This is a genomic window from Flavobacterium sp. 5 (assembly GCF_002813295.1).
Classification (GTDB): domain Bacteria; phylum Bacteroidota; class Bacteroidia; order Flavobacteriales; family Flavobacteriaceae; genus Flavobacterium.
In genome coordinates this window covers 224,519-250,040 of the sequence record NZ_PHUE01000001.1, presented here as the reverse complement: position 1 = coordinate 250,040, position 25,522 = coordinate 224,519, and the positions used below count along the sequence as shown (strand labels likewise).

The following is a 25,522-nucleotide window of genomic DNA, read 5'->3' as shown; positions in this document are numbered from 1 at the left end:
TTTGCTTTAATTTTGAATGAGAATATGAAAACAAAACAATTTTTAGTTACAATTTTTTGCTTTGCTTCGGCAACGTTATTTGCTCAGGAATTAAAACCTGAAGCCAACCCATTGGCAACCGTAGTATCTGGGAATGCCAGATTTACGGTACTTTCGCCACGGGTAATACGCATGGAATGGAGTGCAGATGCAAAGTTTATAGACAATGCTTCTTTAACTTTTGTTAATCGTAACCTTCCAGTACCCTCTTTTACAAAAAAAGAGACTAATGGTGTCCTCCAAATTACTACGGATGTGGTAAAACTTAAATATAAAATAGGTTCAGGTAAGTTCACAGAAAACAATTTGAGTATTGATTTTATTGTTAATGGTAAAAATACTACTTGGAAACCAGGAATGCCAAATAATGGAAACCTTTTGGGTACAACCCGTACTCTAGATGGAGTTGACGGTGCTGCCAAGGAACTTGAGCAAGGTATCATTTCACGTGATGGATGGTATTTGATAGATGATAGTGAGCGCCCGCTTTTTGACAATACAGAATGGGCTTGGGTAATGGCACGTCCAGGAGATAAACCTCAGGATTTATATCTTTTTGCTTATGATTCAAATTATAAAATTGTTCTAAAAGACTACACGGATATTGCAGGTAAAATTGCCATGCCTCCTCGATTTTCATTTGGTGCATGGTGGTCACGTTATAGAGAATATACTGATACTGAATTTCGTGAACTTGTTGATGAGTTCAAGACTCACGATGTTCCACTTGATGTATTTGTAATTGATATTGACTGGCATATAAAATCATTGCCTGAATTTTTCAAAAACGGACAACGACAACGAGATCAGGCTGGAGAAGATGCTGGATGGACAGGGTTTACTTGGAATAAGGATTTTTTCCCTTCTCCGGAAAAGTTTTTAAAATGGACAGATGAACAACATCTTAAAACTTGTTTGAATCTTCATCCAGCCTCAGGAATCCAGCCTTTTGAGGAAGCGTATCCAGAAATGGCCAAAGCTATGGGAATTGATCCTGCTACAAAAAAGTTTGTGCCTTTTGATATCACGGATAAAAAATTTGCTACCAATTATATGAATCTCGTATTACATCCAATTGAAAAGGCTGGTGTTGATTTTTGGTGGCTTGACTGGCAACAATGGGGGAATACCAATATTCCTGGTGTAAACCCTACTTTCTACTTGAATTATGTTCATTATAGTGATATGGAACGCCAAAACAAGGTACGTCCACTTATATTTCACCGTTGGGGAGGATTAGGAAATCACAGGTACCAAATCGGATTTTCTGGAGATACTCACGTAACTTGGAAATCATTGGATTATCAGCCTTATTTTACATCTACAGCAGCCAATGTAGGATTTGGTTACTGGAGTCATGATATTGGTGGGCACCAAGGTGATGCGGGTTCTCCTGAACTTTATACAAGATGGATTCAATGGGGGGTTTTTAGTCCAATATTTAGAACTCACGCTACTTCTGAACCGCAGCATGAACGTCGTATTTGGGCATATCCGCTTGAGAATTTTCAAATTATGCGAGATGCTTATTTGTTAAGATATTCTTTAGTACCCTATCTATATAACGAAGCTCGTAATACTTATGATACAGGTGTTTCTACTGTTCATCCAATGTATTATGATTATCCAAAGGACGAAAACGCCTATTCTATACCTAACCAATATATGTTTGGTCGTGATATGATAGTACACCCTATTACTAAGCCTATCGATAATGGCAGTATTTTTCTTTCGCATGAAACATGGTTACCTGAGGGTAAATGGTACGAATGCAGCACAGGAAGCATTCTGGAAGGAAGCAAAAAAATCACAATGCCTTTTACTTTAGGAGATATTCCGGTTTTTGTAAAAGAAGGAGCTATTATTCCTATGCAGCCAAAAGTTTCAAGAACCGATGAAGCACCACTTAATCCTTTAATTCTTTCTTTTTATCCTGGTAAAAAAGGAGCGTTGAGGCTATATGAAGATGAGGGTAACAATAATAATTTCAAGAAAAACGCTTACACTTATACTCCAATAACATCGGAACGTTCAGGTAATACAATGAATATTACTATAGCACCAGTTGAAGGCTCGTTTCCAGGAATGTTGACTTCTAGAGGTTATGAACTTCGTTTTCCATGTTCTTTTCCACCAACAAGTGTAACTGTTAATGGAAAAAATATTCCATACAGTGCTGACCCCAAAGTGGGTAGTTGGTTTTATGTCGGAAACGATTTTGAGACTAAAGTTTATTTACCAGAATTCGCAACTAATAAATCAGTTTCAGTTCAGGTGCAATTCCCTGATTACGATCAACAACTTCTTTCAGGTAAAAAAGGACAGCTTAAATACTTGAAAAAATTCGAAACGTTTCGTGTAACAAATAATTGGAATAACGGATTGTATAACGCTTCTGGAATTATATCACTTTCTGAATTTGGTCAAAATTTAGAATACAATCTGGGGGATGTAAAAGCAGGTGTTGATAAATTTTCTGATCGTTGGAATAATGCTCTTTTGGTGATTCAATCTGCTTGCGAGACTAACAAAGCTTTCAGACCTTATTATGAGTTACTTAAAAAATACGGAAACATTGCTGGAAGACCTGAATTTAAAACAGCAAGTGAGGTAGATTCTGAAACGAAAGCAAAGGTTGAGTTTATAACAAATGGAAGTGATAAAATATATTATACAACGGATGGCTCTGTTCCAACCCGCAATTCACAGCTTTGCACAAAAGCGTTTGAAGTTGCAGTTCCAGCACGTGTAAATGCTGTTGCATGCCCAGAAGGAAATGGTGTTTGTAGCTCTGCTGTTTCAAAAATATTTTATAACAAAAAAACAGGCTTAAATTATAGTTTGTATAAAGGAACTTGGGCTAAAATGCCAGATTTTAATAAACTTACTCCAGTTGATAAAGGGTACGTTCCTAATTTTGATTTGAGCAAAATTAAACATGATGCCGCTAGTTATGGTGTAGTGTATAATGGATTGATAAACATTCCAGCCGATGGAAAATACACTTTTTATATTGGTTCTGATGATGGTAGTAAATTTTATATCAATAATGAACTACTAATTGATAATGATGGATTACATGGTTTTAACGAAAAAAGAGCTGAAATAATATTGAAGAAAGGACTTCAGCCAATTCGTGTAGAATATTTTCAAGAAAATTATGGAGATGGACTTTCAGTTGATTTTGCATCAGATAAAATTACTAAAACCAGTCTTTTTCCATCTTTTTAAGTGTGGATGTGTTAACTTAACTTTATAAATTTTGTGAAGAGTAAAAATCAATTTTTTTAAATTTAAAAAACAATACACACTAAATCACTTAAAAATTTTAAATCTTCTAATAAAAGATTTGAATTTTGCATATTTAAGTTGGCAAAACCGATCAAGTATATACTATGTATTTGGTCGGTTTTTGCTTTTAAAAAATTTAACCCTTTAAATTTTCATCAAATGGAACTTATTGAAAATAGAATAAATCTTATTAATCCACAATGAGAGGCAATATTTGTTCTTTTTTTTAATTAATGATTGGTATAATTAGAATAAATGGGCTATTAGTTAAAAGAGAAAACCCTTTAAATCTTATAATTTAAAGGGTTTTTGTTTTATACTGGCGGAGAAAGAGACTTAATGATGAAAACATAACTTACCAGACATTCTATATTTGAGATATGGAATAGTATAAAATAATTGTGGTTTGGTTTATAGGGCTTTATCTGAGAGGGAAGTTTTATGAGGGGTTGAGGGTTTGGCAATATAATGGGAGTTGGAGAAGAAGGAGGAGGAAGAAATAGGAAAGATGCTAGTGATGGTGTCTTTTTTTTTATATATGATTTTTGCAAGAATTTTAATATAATAATTTGTGATAAAATATCACTAAAAGTGGGTATTGTATAATAATTAATTTAAAAGTTTCTTTGCGAAAAATTTTAAATATGAATAAATTTCTTGTTATATTATTGTTTTTATTTAGTGTAGTTTCTAGCGCACAAAGTAATAAAATGACTTTTAGTTATGATTTAGCGGGTAATCAAACAAATAGAACGTTGTGTCTCTCAGGATGTACGTCTAAACCTTCTGGATTGTCAAAAGAAATTCCGAAAGACATTGAAGCGATTACGGATAAAGATTTGAAAAAATTCTCATCAGAAGATGTGATATCCTATTATCCAAATCCTGTAAAAGAAGAGTTATACCTTAAATGGTTACAAGCTCCAGAAAATTACGTTTCATCAATTGTAATTTATGAGGTAAATGGGAAGGTATTAAAAACATATTCTAAAACTGAAAATATAAATACTCAAAATATTTCCTTTCAAAATTACCCAAATGGAATTTATGTGGTCGCTTTAATATACGCTAATGGAGATCAAAAAACTATCAAAATTATTAAACAATAAGATTCGCTTATGAAACAATTATACATTTTTATTTTAGTTTTAGTTACTTCTTTTGCCTTTTCACAAAATTTTACTGATACAAAAGGAGAATTACAAATTTCCGCATCGGGTACTACAACCTATAACTTACCCATTGCAATTCCTCCTAGTATAAAAAGTGTTGCGCCAACAATAAATCTTACCTACAGCAGTGGAGTCAGAGGAGGGATTGCTGGCCAGGGCTGGAACATTAACAGTATTTCAGCTATTAGCCGTATAAGTACTCGTCGAGATATTGACGGTTTTGTAGATGGAGTTGATTTTGATGCCGATGATAAGTTAGCTTTAGATGGTCAGCGATTATTACTTAAAACAGGTACGTATTGGGCTACAGGGTCTACTTATGAAACGGAGTATAAGAGTAATACTAAAATTGAGTATGTTATTCAAGGAAATATGGCTTTCTTTATAGTTACTGCTCCAGATGGTTCTCGTAGCTGGTATGGTAGTACAGGTTCGGGTACTTATCAAAATGCAGTTTCTGTGAATTCTTGGTATATTGTTCGTTATGAAGATGTATATGGAAATTTTATTAATTACAACTTTAAAACAGTAACGTACAATAGTACTAATCAATTGTATATTGACACCATTGTTTTTAGTGGGAATACTACCGCAGGTGTTACCGCTCAGGATAAAATTGTTTTTAATTATAGAGCTGCTCAACGAGTAGAACGTGATTATTTTAAAGGTGTACCTATTTATGCATCACAAATTTTACAAAACATTCAGGTATATGCCAACAATTCAATTTTTAGGACCTATAAATTAACTCATATAGTTGATGATTCTGGATATGAAAGGGTACAGAAAGTAAATGAAGTAAATGCTCAGGATGAAGAATCTAATCCTGTTGTTTTTGAGTATAACACGACTAATACAATCACTACAAGAATAGAAAAAGACTATAGTAATAATCTTAATTTTAGTGAAGTAAATTTAGCTGGTGATTTTGATGGTGACGGCACATTAGATTTTGTAGCAAATAATCAGATTTTCACAAATTTGTTTAAAAATGATAGTGGAAATGCACCAATTTCTTTCAGCTTTGATCCAACGAAATTAAAATTTTTAGCAACTACACTTTCTAATAATACAGTAAATCAATTTAAATCGATAGTTCTCGTAAACCAATACACAAATTCAAAAGTGTTTGAGGTATATAATTTGGTAAATAATAGTTTGAAAGTGAGTTATTCAAAAGCCATAACAACTGATACTATGAATAATTTTGTACAAACTGCTGACGTAATGACTTTTCCAAATGTCACTAGTGATCTCGGATCTCATGATTATTGTAACGAACCTATGACTCCTAGTTTGAGAAGTAAGATCTTGGAAGGTGATTTTAATGGTGATGGACTTAGCGAAATGCTAATCATTAATAGAAAAGAAAAATGGCATCGAGAACGCAAAATTTACACTAATACTAATGGAGGAAATGGGGGTTACCGGTGTGATATAATTATCGAACCCAATGGAGAAGATATTTATTTAGCTGATTTAAATCCTAATGCATCTACTACTTTAGGTTCGATAGGCTTTAGTAAAGTTGCTAATAATTCAGGAATTTATTTGAATTATTATAACACTACAACTTATGTTTCTGATTTTAATAGCGATGGCAAATCAGATGTGATGGTAATCGCGGAGAATGGAACATATACTATTGTAAATTTTAAACAATTAACAGTTTCTCCTTGGGTTGAGTTAGAAGTTATAGGTTCGGGTGCTTTAGACAAATATTCAGCTACCAAACAAATGCTTTTTGGTGATTATAATGGAGATGGAAAAACCGATATTATGCTACCCGATACCGAAGGAGGTGAAGGACATACTTTATGGCATACCTATTATAGCAATCCAAAACCTGGTGGAGGAGAATTCTTTGTAAAAGAGAGTCAGAATATTGTTGAATACAGACCCGACACAGGTGGGGATTATGAAACCCATAGGCATTGGAGTAGTTATTATGCAATGGATATCAATGGGGATGGAAAATCGGATATGGTTAGGGTTAGACGTGTTTATCTAAAACCTAATTGGACTATAAATGATCATGATACGGAATGGCAGGTAACTGCTTTTACCAATAATATTGGTAAAGTTGGTGCTTCAGGTTTTCCCTTGACGTATGATTCAGGTGTTTTCTCTTCAAGATCTCCGGATATACCTATACCGGTTACATCCAATTATAGATATAATGGAGCCAATACAGATCTGGTCATAGTAAGAGGACATTACAATAAAATTGAATATTACCAATTCAATAAAAATTTTGATACCGATAATAGATTAAAATCGGTAACAGAGTCTAGTGGTAATATTAAACAAACCATTGATTATTTACCAATGGAAGCCGTTGGAGGTAGTGTAGGAAATGCTTCGACCGATTTTTATTCCTCAGCCAACGCTGTAACTTATCCTAATATTGAGATAATAAGGAATTCAGGAAGTTATTTGGTATCCAAATTAACGGCTACCATTAATAATGTTTCTAAATATCAAGATTTTAGGTATAGAGGCTATGTGTCGAATTACAATTACGGAACGGTTGGTTTTACTAGAACAGCTAGGAGTAGTTGGTATTTATCCCCTTCTGATACAAAAATATGGACAACGCAATATAATGATGTTGCTCTTAGAGGAGCAAACACTATTATCTGGACTAGTACACTTGGGTCGTCCGTTTTTGCTACAACTCCAACAAATTTAATTAGTACCAAAACTAATGTTTTTGCGACTTACACCAATCCTACTTCAAAAGTGTATAATGTATTGCTGAATTCACAAACCACTTTGGATGCATTATCTGGTATAAAATCCGAAAAGACATATACCTATGATGGTCTTGTTAATGCGACTGGTTATTTTGGTCTAGAAAAGAAAAATGTGACTAAACAATATAGTGGGGCTACTTTACAAGGATCTACTACAGTAGATACACAGTATGACAGTAATGAAGGAGGTACAGGAAGCACTTACTATATTGGAAGACCAAAAAAAATAAATACGTCCGCTAATAATGTAGCTTCAAACGATACGCGAACCTCAGAAGAAGTATATACATATACAGGAAATAATCTAACAAAAACAGAAAAAAAGGGGCATAATACCTATGCTATTGTTGAGGACATGACCTATGATGCAGTAGGAAATCTGTTAACAAAAACCATTTCGGCTCCTACTGCTACAACACCTCCTGTTGCTAGAACTATTGCAGATGAATATGATGTCACGAAACGTTTTGTTGTTAAAAAAACGGATCATCAGAATTTTGTAACTGAGTTTACCTATAATAGACTAGGGCAGGTAGGGACTTCTAAAGATTATATGGGGGTTATCAGTAGTTTTACCTATGATAATTGGGGAAAATTAACAAATACAACTGTTAGCAATACTTCAATAACACCAATTTCAACAACAACAGTTTATGCAAAATTAGGAACTGGTGGGTATACTACTACGACTACTAATAACTTGGGAGCTAAAACAATTACGCAATATGATGTTTTAGGACGGGCTGTAATTAGTTCAACCAATGGTTTTGCTACTAATTCGCTTATATCTAAGCAAGTTGTATATGATGGATTAGGAAGAAAACAAAAAGAGAGTGAGCCTTATTCTTCATCACCTAGTTTATGGACTACGTATCAGTATGATTATTTGATGCGACCAACAACAATAACGGCTCCAACGGGCAAAATACAAACATTAACCTATTCAGTATTAACTACCACTAGTAATGATGATGGCAAAACCACTACAGCAACTGTAGACGCATTGGGTAATAAAGTTCAGACTACTGATCCTGGAGGAACAATTAACTTTAAGTATTATGCCAGCGGTCAACTTAAAGAATCCGATTATCAAGGAAACAAAGTGACTATTGATATAAATGGCTGGGGCAATAAAGAAAAAATGGTAGATCCAAGTGCAGGTACTTACCTCTATAGTTATGATGCTTTTGGTCAGTTAAAAACCGAAACTACCCCAAACGGCACAACCGCTTTTACATATGATGATGCTGGAAAAACCACTGAGAAAACTATAAATGGTACAAATACCAATAGTAAAACGACTTATGCTTACAATGCTTTTAATCAAATTACAATTAGTACTTATGTAGATAATTTGGAGTCAAAAACAACTACAACTGCATTTGAATATGATAGTTTAAAAAGAATTATCAAAACAATAGAAACGACTCCTTATGCTACGTTTATCAAGGCAATTACTTTTGATAGTTTGGGTAGGATAGATACCGAAACATCGACTGCGACTGCCTTTGGAAAAACGAGTGCCAAAACAGTAAAAAACACGTATCAAAATGGTTTTCCTTGGCAAATTTTAGATAACACAACGCAACAAGTTTTATGGCAAACCAATTCAGTAAATGAGAGAGGACAATTGTTAACGGCTGCTTTGGGTAACGGAATTGGAATAACCAATAGTTATGATACTTATGGTTATACTACACAAATTAAACACGATAAAACCGCAACAAATACTAATATTATGACCCTTGGTACGTCGTTTGAAATTAAAAGAGGGAATTTAAACAGCCGTAGCAATAGTTTGTTTAGCCGAAATGAAACTTTTCAATACGATGGATTAGACCGATTAACTGCATATACTAATGGACTTGGAATTCAGGAAGCTCAAAATTATGATGATAAGGGAAGAATCACACAAAATAGTATAGGTACCTATGAATATGATACATCTAAAACGTATCAGAACAAAGCAATAACACTAAATCCAGAAGCTTCAGGTTATTATGGACTAAGAGAAGGAATCTTTAATGATAGTATGGAAGATCGTACTGGTTGGGGAGCAGTCAAATCTCCTGCTACAAACTTTTACAGTTATGATACCACAAACTCTCATACTGGAAATAATTCAATAAAATTTGCAAATACAACAACAACACAACAATATACTCACTCCGATAAATGGATTAGTATTGATAATGCAGTAGCTACAGAATATACTTTTTCAGCATGGGTATATACAGATAATCCTGAAGCGGAATTGCATTTATTTATGAAAACGGCAACGGAGACCAATTATTACACCCAGCTAAGTACTGTAAAAGCTACCATGAAAAATCAATGGTATCAACTTATAAAAACTGTTCTGGTCCCAGCAAATATTAAAAAACTTAATATTCGTTTAGATAATAATGGACTTGGAAATATTTGGTTTGATGATGTACAAATACGCAAAACAAGTGATATAGGTACAGGAACATCTAGAGAGTTGAATATTACTTATAATACCTTTAAAAGTCCTGTGCAGATTGAAGAAATAGGAGTAGATAAAATAAGTTTTACCTACAATGATGGTAACGATCGTAGCAGTATGTTTTATGGTGGTTTGCAAATTGAGACAGATAAACTTTTAAGAACGTATCAAAAACACTACTCTGCTGATGGCACAATGGAAGTTAAATACAATACAGTAACAAAAGCAGTAGAGTTTGTTACTTATATTGGTGGTGATGGATACAGTGCACCAATAGTTTTAAAAAGTGATGGTACAACACAAAATTATTTATATTTGCATCGAGATTATCAAGGTACAATTGTCGCAATAAGTGATGAAAGTGGAGCAGTTGTAGAAAAACGTTTGTTTGATGCCTGGGGAAATATTGTAAAAGTACAAGATGGTGCAGGGAATATACTTGCAGGATTAACGGTTCTGGATCGTGGATATACAGGTCACGAGCATTTACAGAGAGTAGGGATTATACACATGAATGGTCGTTTGTATGATCCAAAATTGCACCGTTTTTTACAACCGGATAATTATGTGCAAGAGCCTGAAAATACCCAAAACTACAATAAATATGGGTATTGTTGGAATAACCCATTGAAGTACACAGATCCGAGTGGGGAAGAGCTTATAACATTAGGTGTAGCTGTAATTATAGGAGCAGTAATTGCTGCGGCAACCTATACCCTAACAGCATTATTAGCTGATGTTCCGTTTAGTGTAGGCGGTTTAGCAAAAGCCACTTTTATTGGAGCAGCTAGTGCAGCTGTTACGTTTGGGATAGGGACCGCTGCAGGAAATATGTTTACGAATTTTTATTCGCAAGCTGCATTTCAAGCTGCAGCACATGGAACTTTTCAAGGGGCGATGACGGCAATTTCTGGAGGTAAATTTTGGAGTGGTTTTGCAGCGGGTGCATTGAGCAGTATTGCTAGTAGTGCATGGAGTGGTGGTGGAAATAACAGCAATTATCATGGTGCTGGTAAATTTGCAAGTTCAGATGTAGGTATGATTGCCTTTGGTACAGTTGCAGGTGGTACCGGTGCTGCCTTAACTGGGGGTAATTTTTGGCAAGGAGCAGCGACTGGACTGATGGTTAGTGGACTCAATCATGCCATGCATAGAATACAGGAAAAACAAGATCTTGACGCATATGCTAAAGAGAAATTTGGAGCAGATTATAAAACTAAATATAATGTAAAATCTCTTAAATGGGGCAGTCAAATGCCTAAAAAAGGAATAGCAACAGATGGCGGACTTGCTAAATACAATTCTAAAGACGAATTAATATATGTTGGAAAACAAGCAGTAGGTGGTGTAACAATAGGAGGAAATAGTATTTATATTTCAGATACTTTTGCAAGTTATCCATCAATGTTTTTGGAAAGTACAATTGGACACGAATTTGTACATTCATATCAACAAATGAAATTCGGAAGTAATTATAATTCTTCTTATTCGGAATTTTCCGCATATCAATATTCAATTGATTTTTCATTAAAAAACAAGTTTGACAGCAGTATGACTCAGCAATATAGAAGTTATCAATCTGGTTATACAAAAGGTCCAAAAAGTTATAATTATCAAAATATACCAGGATTTTAAAACAAAATATTATGAAAAAAGTTTTTTATGTTTGCGTTTTTAGCTTGCTTTTATTGAGTAATACATTTATTGATAAACAATTGGATAATAAAATAAAAATAACATATTTAGGCTTTAGAAGCGATGTGTACCGTTCTGATTTTCCTACTTTGGAATTTGAAATAACAAATAATAGTCAAGATACAATATATTTATCGAAGCAAAATATTGTTATAACAGTGATAAAAGGAAAGTCTATTATCAAAGAGGGAAAACCGCAAACAATTGGGACGCCATTTGTGAAACCAATTATTAGAAATACGATATTTTGCAAAGAACAAAAAGAGAATCATGAAAAAATAAATTCTTTAAAACTCAAATTTGCCAATAACCTTTATGATAAAAACTTTGCTTCAAATACTTTATACAAAAACGACAAAGATTTTATTATAGAAAATATAATCAGGGATTGTGTTGTTTTAATGCCGAATGAATCGATAGATTACAGTAGTGGTTTTTATAGTAAGTTATTCGACAAAACTTGTAAAATATCTGTAAAATATTCAGTTAGTAAAAGGTTTACTTATTTTGTAAATGATAGTGGGAAAAAGATTGATATTAATAATTAATTTACCAAAAATAATACTCCAGCTGGTCCGAGCAGAATTAATGTCAAAGGCTAGCGCGATGCCTCTGGCTCGTGCCCACAAACTAGAGATGACGACGATAAGACCATTGGGCAAGTACAAGTGCAAGTGTCACACTCGTAGCTTAAAAGTTAAGTGAGCAAAACAAACTGTGTCCCTAAAAAGTTATAGTTTGTTGTTTTTATGAAAATTTATATTTAGCAAAAGACAAATAAGTAGAAAATATAAATTTCACAAAAAGAGTTGCTTATTTGTGTGTTGTGCTACAGTTGATTGGACAGATGTAGTTCGTGATTTATAGAGATTAATAAAGATTAAATAATTTAAAACATGAGAAAAATAATACTTGTTTTGCTGTTGCTATTTACAAAAACAGTTTTCGGTCAAAAAATTGAAAAAGTAGAGGCAAAAACATTTGATACTAAATTAGTGGGTTGTTGGAAAGGTTCAGAAATGGACCAGCAACAAAATGGGGTGACTAAATATTGGGTTTCTTGTAGATTTGAAAATGGCACGAGTACTTTGTTGTTTATAGCAATAGATAAAAAAGGAAAAGTAACGCAAAATACAGAGAATGGAAAATGGTGGGTTGAAAATGGGAAATATTATGAACTTCATAATTATGATGGTGTCACTGATATTTATGATTACCAACTTACAGATGATGGGATAAAGTTTACTGCTGTTGAAGTCATGGGTGACAAAAACTCAAAATATACTTTCTTTGATTATAAAATAGAAGAATAGTAATTTCCCTTGTAATTAGTGGGTTGAATCACTAGATGTATCCCAGCTGGTCCGAGCAGAAGTAATATCAAAGGCTAGCGCGATGCCTCTGGCTCGTGCCCACAAGTTGAGAAAAACCAAACTGCAACCCTAAAAAAGTTGTAGTTTGGTTCTTTATGAATATTTATATTTACCAAAAAAACAAATGAATAGGAAAGATAAATTTGCTTCGCCTATTCGCTATAGCTCGGGCCACGAAAAAGAAGGAGCTTATTTTGTAGGCATATTCAAAATAACAAATCTAAAAATACATTAATTGAAAGTAAAATTACTCTTCTTATTCTGTTTTTATTCAATAGTGTCCTTAGCACAAGGCGAAGCTAATGTTTGGTATTTTGGTGAAAATGCTGGAGTAGACTTTAATAGCGGGATTCCAGTTGCTCTAAATGATAGTCAAATGTCAACTCATGAAGGTTGTGCGACTATTTCAAATTCTTCCGGTAGGTTATTATTTTATACAGATGGATCTAGCGTTTGGAACAAGAATCACCAGATTATGCCAAATGGAGCAGGATTATTAGGGGATTCATCAAGTACTCAGTCTGCAATTATTGTACCTAAGCCAGGTTCTTCTACTATCTACTATCTTTTTACCGTTGCAGCATTTGGCCAAGGAGGGCTTTCTTATTCAGAAGTGGATATGTCTTTAGATAATGGACTGGGTGATATAAATTCAAATAAAAATAGTGTATTAATTACCCCCACATGTGAAAAACTTACTTCGGTAAAAAATGCTAATGGTAATGATTACTGGGTTTTAACTCATGAATTTGGTAATAATACTTTCTTTGCATATAGTGTTACATCTTCAGGAATAAATCTAGTACCAATCGTTAGTAATATAGGAGATGACACAGATTTTGATTTTACTGGTTATTTAAAAATTTCGCCAGATGGTAAAAAAATAATAAATTGTAGTGGTTGGTCAGATACTGAACTTTTCGATTTTGATTCATCAACGGGAATTATTAAAAACCCGATTAAAATATTATTGAATAGGGAAACTAGTTATGGTGCTGAATTTTCACCATCAGGAAACGTTTTATATATTGCCAATTCAGGTTATATATATCAATTTGATTTGAAATCCATAGATATTCCGAGTACAAAAAAAGTAGTATTTTCAGCTCCAGTAAATAGTAATCTTATTTTGGATGCTTTACAATTGGCTACAAACGGTAAAATATATGGAACTGTTATGGACCAGCATTATCTTTGTTCAATTAATAATCCAGATATTATAGGAACAGGATGTAATTTTGTCTTAAATGCGGTTTCTCTCGGAAATGGAAAAGGAGAAATAGGTCTTCCACAATTTATTCAATCCTATTTTAATATTGGAATAATTATTCAAGATAATTGTTTTGGAGATATTAGTTCTTTTTCTTTAAGCGGTAATGAGCTTGTCAGTACGGCAACATGGGATTTTGGAGATGGAACAACTTCAACGGATATCAATCCGACACATACTTATCTGACAGCTGGAACTTTTACAGTCTCAGTTACTGCTAATGGTCCAAGTGGAAGTAGTACCAAAACCAGAGATATTGTTATATCCAAAGTTCCTACTGCAACGCAACCTCAGAATATGTTGGTTTGCGATGACAATAATGATGGTTTTCATACATTTGATTTAACGACTCAAAATGCAACCATTTTAAACGGACAAGATCCCAATTTGTATACCGTGAATTATTTTGCAAATACAGTTGTTATTCCATCACCGAGCACTTATACCAATACTATTGCGTACCAACAGGAAACTATTACTGCCGAAGTTTCTAGTACTGCCAACGCTGATTGCAAAAGCACCACAACTTTTGTAATTGATGTATTTGACAGTCCATTACCAGGTTTAGCAACAGTCATTCCAGATTTATCTGATTGTGATAATACTAGTGTAGGAACCGATAGTGATGGTCGTATTAGTTTCGATTTAACACAAAGAGCTACTGCAATTTTAAATGGACAATCAGCTTCTCAATTTTTGATTTCGTATTATAAAGATGCAGGTTTTACACAAGGTATTGCAGTGCCAACTGTCTATCAAAATATAGCAGCTAACGAAACTATTTTTGTAAAAGTAGCTAATAAGGATAATCCTGCCTGTGTAGCAACAACCTCATTTAAAATTACAGTTTTGGCTTTACCTGTGATTACTGCAGTAGTTGATTTAAAACAATGTGATGACGATATTGACGGTTTTAGTGTTTTTAATCTGGAAGAAGCCATTGCTAAAATAACTGCAAATGCTTCAAACGAAACAATCAGTTTCTTTAAGACGATAACCGATGCTCAAAACAATAGCAATCCAATAGCCAATCCAACAAGTTATACCAATAACATAGTGAGTAACGATGTTGTTTATGTGAGAGTCAGCAATGCTAATTCCTGCTTTAGAATTGCCAAATTAAACCTGATTATTTCGACAACTCAAATTCCACTGACTTTTTCTAAAACCTTCACTCAGTGTGATGATGTTGCTTATGGAAGCAACACGGATGGAATTGCAACATTTGATTTTAGTAGTGTTACAAGTCAGGTTCAAGCTATTTTTCCTTCTGGACAACTTTTGGATATTACCTATTATAAAAACTTGAATGATGCTTTATCTGAAAAAAGCAACATAACAGATATTTCAAATTACAGTAATATTGGCTATGCCAATTCTCAAAAAATATACGTTCGTGTTGATAGTAGACTCAATAATGATTGTTTGGGATTAGGGGGCTATATCACTTTAAATGTAGAATCAATTCCTATTGCAAAATCCCTTGTGGAAAAAAATTGCGACGACAATCAGGATGGTTTATTCGCATTCGATACATCAACAATTCAATCCCAAATTCTAGGAGGATTAACAAATGTTACGATTTCTTATTTGGACGAAAATAATAATCCACTGTCTAGTCCGTTGCCCAATCCTTTTGTGACAGCAACTCAAACTGTAAAAGTAAAAGTAACAAACAATAGGCCAACCGCTTGCTCATACGACGCTACAATTGCATTTGTAGTAGATGATTTGCCTGAAGTTTTTTCTATTCCTATTTCGTTTACAACGGTTTGTGATGATGAAATTAATCCAGCAGAACAGGATGGAAAATTTCCTTTTGATACTTCGACTTTTGAAAATACTATTTTAGGCAATCAAACAGGAATGATTGTCAATTATTTTGATGCTAATGGTAATGCTTTAGCTAGCCCTTTGCCTAATCCATTCGTAAGTGCCACGCAAGATATAAAAGTTGAGGTTGTCAATGCTGTAAATCCTAATTGCGAGGCAACTATAACTATTCCTTTTAAAGTAAACCCAGTTCCGAATATTCAACTGTCAGGAGATGAATTGGTGTGTAGTGATTTGCCAACTTTCACCAAAGTTATCAACGCAGGCTTAGTAGATGAAACTCAAAAGGCAAATTATGCATATACTTGGACATTAGATGGAAACCTTATTATAGACGAAAATCAGTATGATTTGACAGTCAATAAAAAAGGAATTTATAAGGTAGAAACCACCAATAGTCAAGGCTGTTCCAGAGTAAGAACGATTACAGTAAACGCTTCTGATAAGGCAACAGTACAGATTGATATTGTTGATTTATCTACAGAAAATAGTATAACCGTTTTGGCAAAGGGTGCAGGTGATTATGTTTACTCTTTAGATAATGAATTTGGAGATTATCAAGGAAACAATGTATTTGTTAATGTTCCAGCTGGAATTCATACAGTATTTGTAAAAGATATGAATGGCTGTGGATTAGTTTCAAAAGAGATAGCTCTTTTGGGGATTCCAAATTATTTTACGCCCAATCAAGATGGATATAACGATACTTGGAACTTAAAAGGAATCAATACTGTTTTCAATGCAAAAACAACTGTTCGAATTTTTGATCGTTATGGAAAATTGATAAAAGAAATCAATCCAGCAGGTGAAGGATGGGATGGAACTTATATTGGTCAACAAATGCCCGCAACAGATTACTGGTATTCGATTCAATTGGAAGATGGACGGAGTTTTAAAGGGCATTTTGCATTGAAGAGGTGAAAAAATTTTTGCTGAATCGTTTAATAATTAGAATTAACCGATTCAATAGTTATATTTTTTGATTTAAATTTATCTCTCAAAATTATCATATCATCACTTACTTTTTTATCCAAAACTTTAGCATAATGTTGTGTAGTTATAAGGCTTTTGTGTCCAAGCATTTTACAGACACCTCGAAATACACCTAAATTTTGATATTTTATGAATAATTTGATATAGTCCTAAAAAGAAAAACCCACTAAATTGTTGAATTTAGTGGGTTTTGTAACCATTTGCTTTTCAGCTCGCAGAGAAAGAGGCTCCGTAAACCTTTTGAAAATACCAGTAAAATAGAGTTTTACAATATTATTTTTGAACAAATATACCAATAGGGTAATTTACAAAGTATTTCATTATATCGTTGTAAACGATACAAATTTTCATGAGAAAAGTTATACTTTAGTCAAGATAAGGTAATTGAAAAGGTTTCGCCCCCTCATTTCTAAAAAATAAAAAAAGACAATGTCATTTTCATCCAATAGCGTTGTCTTTTTTATTTATAGTATTTTTAAACTTTCTTGATAGTCTAAAATGATCTAATTTTTTAACGCGTTGTACATGTTATATATTTAAAAAAAAAACTAAATTAATTTGGTTCAGATTTCATTTCGTTAAATAAAAGATTATATACAATAGTGGCTATGACGGTACAAAATTCGAACCATCTATTGCAAGATTTAAAGATTGTGAACGAAATTTAAACTTACAAGTTTGATCCCCTTATCGCCCACAAAAAGACAAACAACGCCATTGTGTTCTAATGGCGTTGTTTGTCTTTTTGTGCACTGTCAGTAAGGGTTTAAATTTGAACACCTTATACCTGTTTTGACCTTTTTTAAAGTTTCTGTTGTATCTGCCATTTAAAAACAGAAAGAAATTGTAAAGCAGAAAACTATGCCGTCAATTTACAAATGATTTAAACATAGTTGTACCTGGCTTAAGCATCTGATTTTTCCTCAACATGTGTACAACTTCAATTCCTCCCAAGATTGTTTTGGCAGATTCAAAACTTTTGAAACTTAAACTATTTTGTATTCTCCACTTAATAAAGCGATGGTCCTGTTCGACTATATTGTTGAGATATTTACATTACCCAGCGCTGAATTGTCGAATGATCCACTTGTATTCCACGCATTTTCATTATTTCCTCGACATCTCTATAACTCAATGTAAATCTTAATTTAAAATAAACCGTTTGAAGAATAATAGACTTAGGATAACAGTGACCTTTAGTATTTATTGGATCAGATTTAAATCTTTAAAGGCAAAAGTTATTTGTAGATGCGACAAAACCCATATTATTCAGCTAGTCAAATATACAAAACCTTTCCGCTCTTAATGACTGCAGGAACATTTCTAGTAATTTGTAAACCGTTTAAGCGGACTGTCTTTTTTTCTCGTAATCACATATATTCCAAAAAAAATGGCTCCTATTAACAATACAGGTAATTGGGTGTCTATAGGTGCATCTGTAGGATTATCGTCATTTGGATCGCCAAAATCTGGAGGATCCTGGCAAAATGCAGTATTGCTTAAAAAAAACAGTATAATAACAAGGGGCATCTTTTTCATACATCAAGTATATTGGCATCAAACATTAAATCCTAGGCTTTAGAAAACCTATGGATATTTTAAAGGATTATTTTTTTGAGAACTTTTTTATTTTCGTTATCTGTGACCTCAACAAGAACAACCTGTCTGGTTAAACTTAATTTGCCACTCTGGAAGCGGGTATCATTTATATTTTTATTTTCGGAAAGTAATCTTCCGAGTATATCAAAAATTCGAACAGAAGTTATAACACTGCTGCTTTGAACAAATAGTGTACTGTTTTTTGTGTATACTATTACGCTGTTTTCAAGTGCCGTCTGCGGGTCAAGGCCTAAGCTGCTTTTTGTGTAAACTATTTCAAAACGTCCGTCAAAAGTTCCAATGGCACTGGTGAAATTATAAGGTGCAGTTTTGATGCTGTTTGTTGTTCCTGTGAGATTATCTTTGATCAGTATATCCTGATTTCCGGAAAATAATCCGTCCGTTTTATAAATTGCAATAGTGAAAGTACCCGATTCTGCAGCTTTGAAACCTAATGGAACATTGTCATCAGCTATAAAAGGCAAAGCTCTACCCTGAATACTGTATGCATCGCCCGCTATAACAGAATACAGCTCACTTCCTGAGCCTCCAAACTTTAATCCGTCATAGCCATAGTCAATTCCGCTAGTTGCTCCTGCTGCATAACCCACTAATATGGTATTTAAAGCGCCATTGCTGCTACCAAGGCTGAGCCAGATACGGTGTCTCTCAATATCAGGTTCTGCAGTATTGGATTTTAAGGCACTTTGCTTAAAAAAAGGATTAGCTGTATTTGTTTTTCTCATACTGTTGGTAAAAATCATATTGCCCTGAGCTTTAGCTTTTACCAAAAATCCCTGACCAGTTTGTATTATTCCATTTGGGGTTATTGGACTGCTGCCAGTACCGCCGCCGCCAGCTGTTGCAGGCGTTCCTCCTGTGCCGGGATTCCAAACGGCGTAATTAGTCCCGGGCGGGAATAAACCCGTTGTCGCATCTATTGCTAAAGTGTGCGCATAAAAGTACAGTGTGCCAGTAATCCTCGTACTGTTGGCACTTACCAGCTCAGTTCCGCTGATTGTTGATGGATAGGGATTACCAATTCCGTTGTAGGCTGCACCAGTCATTTCCAATGGTGTTGTAATATTCCCGTTGTTGGGAATACCCGTAAAACTTCCTTCCCATGCCGATTCTGCAGTAGGCCAATTATTTGGTGCGCGTACAGCTATAGCTTTTGCCAATGGAAAATAGCCTGTTGCTGGTGTTGCCGTATAGGTATTGTTCAAAATATTATAGACATAAAAACGATTGGAAAGCGTATTGGGAGAAAACTGCTGCAAGGTCTGTGTACTCGTTACAGGACTGCTCCATAAGGTATGATCCAAACGTTTAATGGGTGCAGAATTTCGTAAAACAGTGATGTTTCCGGAATTGGCTGCATCAGTATTCTGTATAAAATTGGCATTACTCTGCAATGTAAAACTGCTGCCTGAGACCACAGTAAGTATTCCGTTTAAAGTCACATTAATCCCCGATGGAATCAAAACAGCTGCATTATTGTTAACCGTTAAAGAACAACACTCAAAAGAAACTGCTGGTGTATAATTGGCTGAAATAATGACGGCGGTAGTACTGCTCGGCAAACCGTTGCTCCAGATTCCTGTCCAGGTGGTTGAATTAATTGTAATTGTCGCAACAGAGGAATAGACATTTGCACAGGTTCCATTTAGAACAACAGCACGGAAATAAGTAGTTGTTGTCAATAGCCCTATTGAAGCTCCGGGAAGCGTAGTTGTGGTATTTGCAATATTTACCGGTGTGGTAAAACCCGAATCGCTTGCGCTTTGCCAATAAATTACACTTCCCGTTTGACCAGTCAAGGTAAGGTCTGCAGGAGCGCTTGCAGAACAAATAGTTTGATTTGATGAAACTGTTCCTCCAAGAGAATTCTGAAGGACAGTGACATTATTATTATCTGAGGCGGTAATCCCATTGGCATCTTTTACAGTAGCCGTATAATTTATCGTTCCAGCAGCTGAAGTCGGGGGTGTTGCAGTTTGCAAGGTTCCAAGACCCGCAGACCACAAATAAGTATAAGGCGCGTCGCCACCCGTTATTTCAGCGCTTAATGTGGCAGAATCATTAAGGCAGAATGAACCGAATCCTGAAAGTACAACCGAAAACGAACCTCCCTTGATTCCTGTGAATGCAGAAGTTTGACCAGCTGTAAGGCTGGTGGCAGCAACTGATAGTGTATTGCTTCCCAAAGCCGAATACTTGATCCATGGATTGGTCTGCTGGTTAAATATTCCTTTGAGCTGGGCGGCGGCTATGTCGCTTTCGGTGCCTAAAATATCGGACGCTGCATAGGTTGCCGTAATTGTTGCAAGGGCTGTTGTAATCCCTGATTGGTTGACTTTCCAGTAACGACTGATGTTGTTGTTTAAACTATAATTATTCGGATGGATTGCATCAGTAACCGACACGCCAATATAAGCACTCGAAAACGAGCCTGAATCCACACTAATGGTAATAGGAGAATATTCAGTTATTCCTGTATTGTCTCCAATAGGAAAGGTATATGCGCCTGTTGTTGTAAACGATCTTCTCAGTTCGCCGGTTCCGCTGGCGATGATCATATGTGTCGAATTGAATGTTCCGGCAACTGCGGGTACGCCCAGTGTCAAAGTGTTATTAGCTATGTTTAGGTTTCCGGTAGTCAAGGTCAGTATTCCGTTTATAGTGGCATTGTTGGACAAATCAATTTGCCCGAATGTGTTATTTATCGTCAGGTTATTGAATGTTGATACATAAGTTCCACCGATTACCTGCAATTGTGTGCCAATCAATGAAACTGTTTTTCCTGTAAAATCAACCGCTTGATTCAGGGTCAAATTACCCAGCATATTAAATGAAGTTGGAACCACCGCGCCTGTTCCGCTGATAACCACATGATGATAAGCCGTTAATGCGCCGTTAGGTAACGGCAATGTTTGATTGGTTCCTGTAAAAATAATGGTATTCTCGATGATGCCAGCGGTAAGGGTTCCGTTATTGACGAAAGCTCCTGCAATACTCATAACATTACCTGTTAAAGGCCTTAAGCCTGCACCTGAATTTATTGTGACATTATTGAAAGTGGTCGAACCTGCCATTGTAGCATCCGCATTGGTAAAAATTACGGTGCTCGAATCAGGGTTGAACGTTCCATAATTTATCCAGGCACCAGGGCCATTGTTGATGGTGAATGAAGTATTTGTACCCGCATTTAAGATGCCGCCTGCATCAATATTAAGTGAGCCAAGCAAAACTGTTGGATTCAAGGTAGGATCATTTGGCGTGCTCCCCGCGTCAGGAATATATACAATCGAATAATCGGATGGGGTGGCATTCGGTGTCCAGTTAGCTGCGGTTGTCCATGAAGTACTCACAGAGCCATTCCACGTCAGAGATCCTACTTCCGATTCATCCAGCGAGATATTTACTAGATCAAATATTGGCGCAAAGTAAAGCCCAATATTGACGTTTGTCAACTCAACCCAATTTTCAGTCGTATTATAACTGGAGCGCCCTTGCTCTAATGTAGTATTTGACGAATTGATATGTGCCCAGTCAACAAGTTTATTTTCCATATTTCCATTAAGTTCAGAATCCAAATAATGGGCTTGCAATACCGCGGTTGTATTGGCAGCACCAGATTGGATGAAATCAAAATGTCTATTGATTGCGCCTGGATGCCAGCTTGGCGCAGTACCAATTACGATTTTGAGACTCATTGTAGTTGGCAATGTTCCTGCAATCGGGAATATTATTGAAGTATTCGGATGTCCGAAAGTGTAAAGTGTCTGGAACGAGATGGCATTTCTGGTAATAATACCGGTCACATCTCCAATACCTGCATTTGTTGCGCTTCCCCCCATAGTCATTGTATATGTTCCGGTTGAGAAACTTCCGATGGTAGCGGTCGGATTGGGCTGTGAAAGGTTTAATACACCGTTCACTGTAAGCGAACCTGCCGCAATGGTCCCCCCTGTAGTTGAAACAGTAAAATTATTGTAGGTGCCAATAACTGCGGTCTGTTGTGCCGACGCAGCATTGTAATTGATTGTTCCGCCCCATGTTTTTCCTGTTGGTATCGGGATACTTGTGGTATTTTGAGTAGCTATAGTTCCATTATTGGCAATAGCAGATAAAGTCCCTGTTAAGGCATTGGTTCCCATATTCAATGTTTGACCCAAAGCGGTTGTCAATGTACCATTGACCACCACAGGATTTAAAATTGTCACGGTATTAGAAGCAGTCGTATTGATGCTTAAATTATTTATTACATTGGTGGTTCCCAAAGTAGTTTGGTCAAAACTCAATGAAGGGCTAACTGCACCACTTATAGTCAGGTTACTGGAAGCACTGCCTTTTAATCCTCCCGAAGTAGTGTTTGTTACAGTTCCATTGAGGGTTAATGTATTACCATTAATATCAACTTTACCTCCATTAAGAGTCAAATCACTGGTAATAGTTGTACTTCCGTATAAAGTGGTATTTCCCAAAACTGCAAAGTTTTCCGCTGTTCCGTTAAATGAAGCATAATTGGTTGAAGGATTAGCGACCATAACGATATCATCCAATCCAAATGCATCAAAATCTGTAGTGCCTGAAACGGTGGCTCCTGTCCATCGGAAATAGTAATAATTGTTATTAGCAATATTCAAACCTGTTAAAGTTACTACACGGTAATACGCTTTCCATCCCGGAGAAGCATCTGCTGTCGTCGGTGAGGTTACATTTAATCCGGAAACACTGGTATAAGTGGAATTGTCTGCCGAATGACTGAAATTAAAACTACTCGATGCTGCCTGATCATTATAGATATATACTTTATATCCTATACTTACCGAAGTTATCGCTGCTCCTGTTTGATTCTGAAAGCGAAGTGTTGCCGAACCCGGTACAAAATCCCCGATTGCTGGTTGTATTCCCAAAGCAAAATTATTAGTTGCAGTATCAAAAGCATAGACTCCTCCCAACGTAACTCCTCCTGTTGACGTTCCTCTGTCATAATCCTGACCATCGGTGCTGGTTCCTCCAAAAGCAATCGCACCATCACTAAATCCTGTGATTGCCCATGCATTGGAGTCTAACTCGCCACTAGTTAATGTTGGTGACAATCCTGCCGCCTGATAGGTTCCTTCATTAACACCATCAACCGTGGTGTCAAATGTAATTGTATTAGTGACATTAGTATTGTATATCTGCCAACCCACTGGTGCATTAAGTGTTGTTTTGTTTCCGGTTGCCGGGCTTGTAGTTAAATAACTCTCGGTTCCTCCTGAACCGTTATAATCATATACGGCAACATAATAAGTGGTGTTAGGCTGCAATCCGTCTATACTAACGGTAGTACTGCTTCCTGAATAGATTGCATAATTCCCTGTACCTATTTCAGAACCGGCTCCAAAAGAGTTTATGGCAGTATATACAATACCATCTACCGGATTGGAATTAACAGCACTGCCATTTTTGATTAAAACCAAATGATTAGCACCATTACCATTAGTCCAATTGACAGTAAAAGTGGTTGAAGTTACTGTTGTAAAAGTAACTGCTGTGGCTTGTGTTGTTGGTTTCGAGGCAATAACCGTGGCTGAAACTGCGATAGATTTTGTAGTTCCACCAGTAGTAGTATGATCGATAGTAGCCGAATATAATCCTGATGGTGCTGAAGCTTTAACTCGGGCATAAACCGTTACTGGCTGACCCACAAGCACATTTCCAGTTCGAGTAAGCGTTACAGACCCTGAATAAGTGATGCCATTTGTTGACACTTCAAAATTAGTGGGAGCTGTAACAATAACGTCAGCTGTTAAATTACTACCGCTTACGGTATAGGTTTGTGCTGAAGAAACAGTCCCAGTTATTGTGGTCATTGCATTTAAACCACTATTGGAAAGACTTATGGTTGGCACTCCTGGAGGGTCAATAGTAAATGTTTGTCCATTAGAAACGGCAACGCCATTAGCCACAGTTATGGCAGCTGTTCCTGCAGAAGTAATATCGGTTGCCAATACAGCAACAGTAAGTTGTGTAGCCGAGATAAAAGTAGTTGTTCGGTTACTGCCGTTCCAGCGAACTATACTAGTACCGCTGACAAAACCGGTCCCGTTAACCGTCAGTGTAAAAGCTCCGGTTCCAGCTACTTTAGAAGGTGGCGATATGCTTGTAATTGTTGGAACTACTACTGTCACCTTTACATTATCAAAGACCGCCGTTTGATTGGATTTTGTACTTGAATTCCAAAAAGCGCCCATTATAGGTAAAACACTTGAGGTATAGGTGTTGTTTACGGCAGTTCCTTGTGAAGTCAAACTTCCGCTATTGGGGTCTAAAAAAGCGGTGCCATCATTTCTGACAAATAGTTGCCAGGTATTTGTACTTGGAGTGTAGGTTACTTTTACACTCAAATAAGTATTTCCAAAATCAGTTAGTCCTGAAGTATTCGATGCCAATATCTGTGTTGTTGTTTGAAGACCGGCTGAATACCTTACCAATTTCAAAGGATCGGTTTTTCCAGAATTACCAAGTATAACTGCATAGCCTGTTCCGATTGAATTAGTAGTTCCCGAGGTTCCAGCTAAAATAAAAGCAGCTCCATAATTCCCGGAAGCAAAACCACTAGGATTGGCCTGTTGTTGTCTCATGTTAAATGTCCAGGTGACCGTGCCCGGATTTGAACTTAACGTTGTACTGTAAGGTGTTGTAAAACTTGCAGTGTTGGTAGAAATCATATTCCAGCCATTGGCATTTGCAGCCGCCGAAGCATCGTTTGAGAGCGATGCAATTCCGCCGTTGATGCGCGCACCAAAATCAGTTCCGCTTTTGGAATGGCTCCAAACGGTACTTGTACCAACAAAGCCCGTTGCAGATGTATAACCTGTTCCCGTAGAAGCTGTAAAATCATCACTGAAGACCGTTGCAGTGGATTGTGAATTTGCAGAAACAGCAAATAACAATGTCACAAAGCCAGCAAGTATCTGGCAGATAAACTTAGGTAGCGATTTAATCATGGTTGCAAAATTTAAAATTATAAGGATTTGTCA

The 25,522-nt window shown here is 35.8% G+C and carries 8 protein-coding genes and 1 pseudogene; 6 read left to right on the top strand and 3 right to left on the bottom strand.

Annotated features, from left to right (window positions below):
- The first annotated feature begins 24 nt into the window (after positions 1 to 24).
- The 6 genes from CLU82_RS00940 (at position 25) to CLU82_RS00915 (ending at position 16,817) form a co-directional block, all read left to right on the top strand.
- The gene (locus tag CLU82_RS00940) at positions 25 to 3,270 is read left to right on the top strand and encodes a TIM-barrel domain-containing protein (RefSeq protein ID WP_100841321.1); all 3,246 of its coding nucleotides are present in this window, start codon (positions 25 to 27) and stop codon (positions 3,268 to 3,270) included.
- Between the two features lie 704 nt (positions 3,271 to 3,974).
- Positions 3,975 to 4,439 (top strand): T9SS type A sorting domain-containing protein, encoded by a 465-nt coding sequence (locus tag CLU82_RS00935; protein WP_100841320.1) that lies wholly within the window; start codon positions 3,975 to 3,977, stop codon positions 4,437 to 4,439.
- 9 nt (positions 4,440 to 4,448) lie between these two features.
- Complete coding sequence (locus CLU82_RS00930) at positions 4,449 to 11,360, top strand: RHS repeat-associated core domain-containing protein (protein WP_100841319.1); 6,912 nt, start codon at positions 4,449 to 4,451, stop codon at positions 11,358 to 11,360.
- An 11-nt stretch (positions 11,361 to 11,371) separates the two neighbouring features.
- Positions 11,372 to 11,968: a hypothetical protein gene (locus CLU82_RS00925; RefSeq protein ID WP_100841318.1), complete on the top strand. Its 597-nt coding sequence runs from the start codon at positions 11,372 to 11,374 to the stop codon at positions 11,966 to 11,968.
- A 348-nt stretch (positions 11,969 to 12,316) separates the two neighbouring features.
- Complete coding sequence (locus CLU82_RS00920; protein ID WP_100841317.1) at positions 12,317 to 12,733, top strand: hypothetical protein; 417 nt, start codon at positions 12,317 to 12,319, stop codon at positions 12,731 to 12,733.
- 295 nt (positions 12,734 to 13,028) lie between these two features.
- Complete coding sequence (locus tag CLU82_RS00915; RefSeq protein ID WP_157813291.1) at positions 13,029 to 16,817, top strand: T9SS type B sorting domain-containing protein; 3,789 nt, start codon at positions 13,029 to 13,031, stop codon at positions 16,815 to 16,817.
- Positions 16,818 to 17,756: 939 nt separating this feature from the next.
- On the opposite strand, the pseudogene CLU82_RS21135 reads toward CLU82_RS00915, so the two are convergent.
- The 3 genes and pseudogenes from CLU82_RS21135 to CLU82_RS00900 form a co-directional block, all read right to left on the bottom strand.
- Positions 17,757 to 17,942 (bottom strand): annotated as a pseudogene (locus CLU82_RS21135) (DDE-type integrase/transposase/recombinase); the annotation flags it as partial.
- Between the two features lie 270 nt (positions 17,943 to 18,212).
- Positions 18,213 to 18,428 carry a hypothetical protein gene (locus CLU82_RS00905; RefSeq protein WP_100841315.1) on the bottom strand — a complete coding sequence of 72 codons (216 nt, stop codon included), beginning with the start codon at positions 18,426 to 18,428 and terminating at the stop codon, positions 18,213 to 18,215.
- A gap of 59 nt (positions 18,429 to 18,487) precedes the next feature.
- Complete coding sequence (locus CLU82_RS00900; protein WP_100841314.1) at positions 18,488 to 25,489, bottom strand: T9SS sorting signal type C domain-containing protein; 7,002 nt, start codon at positions 25,487 to 25,489, stop codon at positions 18,488 to 18,490.
- Between the last annotated feature and the right edge of the window lie 33 nt (positions 25,490 to 25,522).

What these genes read in the sequence shown, in the direction of transcription:
- CLU82_RS00925 (WP_100841318.1), top strand. Translation starts at nt 11,372, where the DNA reads ATGAAAAAAGTTTTTTATGTTTGCGTTTTTAGCTTGCTTTTATTGAGT.
- CLU82_RS00935 (WP_100841320.1), top strand. Translation starts at nt 3,975, where the DNA reads ATGAATAAATTTCTTGTTATATTATTGTTTTTATTTAGTGTAGTTTCT.
- CLU82_RS00900 (WP_100841314.1), bottom strand. Translation starts at nt 25,489, where the DNA reads ATGATTAAATCGCTACCTAAGTTTATCTGCCAGATACTTGCTGGCTTT.
- CLU82_RS00940 (WP_100841321.1), top strand. Translation starts at nt 25, where the DNA reads ATGAAAACAAAACAATTTTTAGTTACAATTTTTTGCTTTGCTTCGGCA.
- CLU82_RS00905 (WP_100841315.1), bottom strand. Translation starts at nt 18,428, where the DNA reads ATGAAAAAGATGCCCCTTGTTATTATACTGTTTTTTTTAAGCAATACT.
- CLU82_RS00920 (WP_100841317.1), top strand. Translation starts at nt 12,317, where the DNA reads ATGAGAAAAATAATACTTGTTTTGCTGTTGCTATTTACAAAAACAGTT.
- CLU82_RS00930 (WP_100841319.1), top strand. Translation starts at nt 4,449, where the DNA reads ATGAAACAATTATACATTTTTATTTTAGTTTTAGTTACTTCTTTTGCC.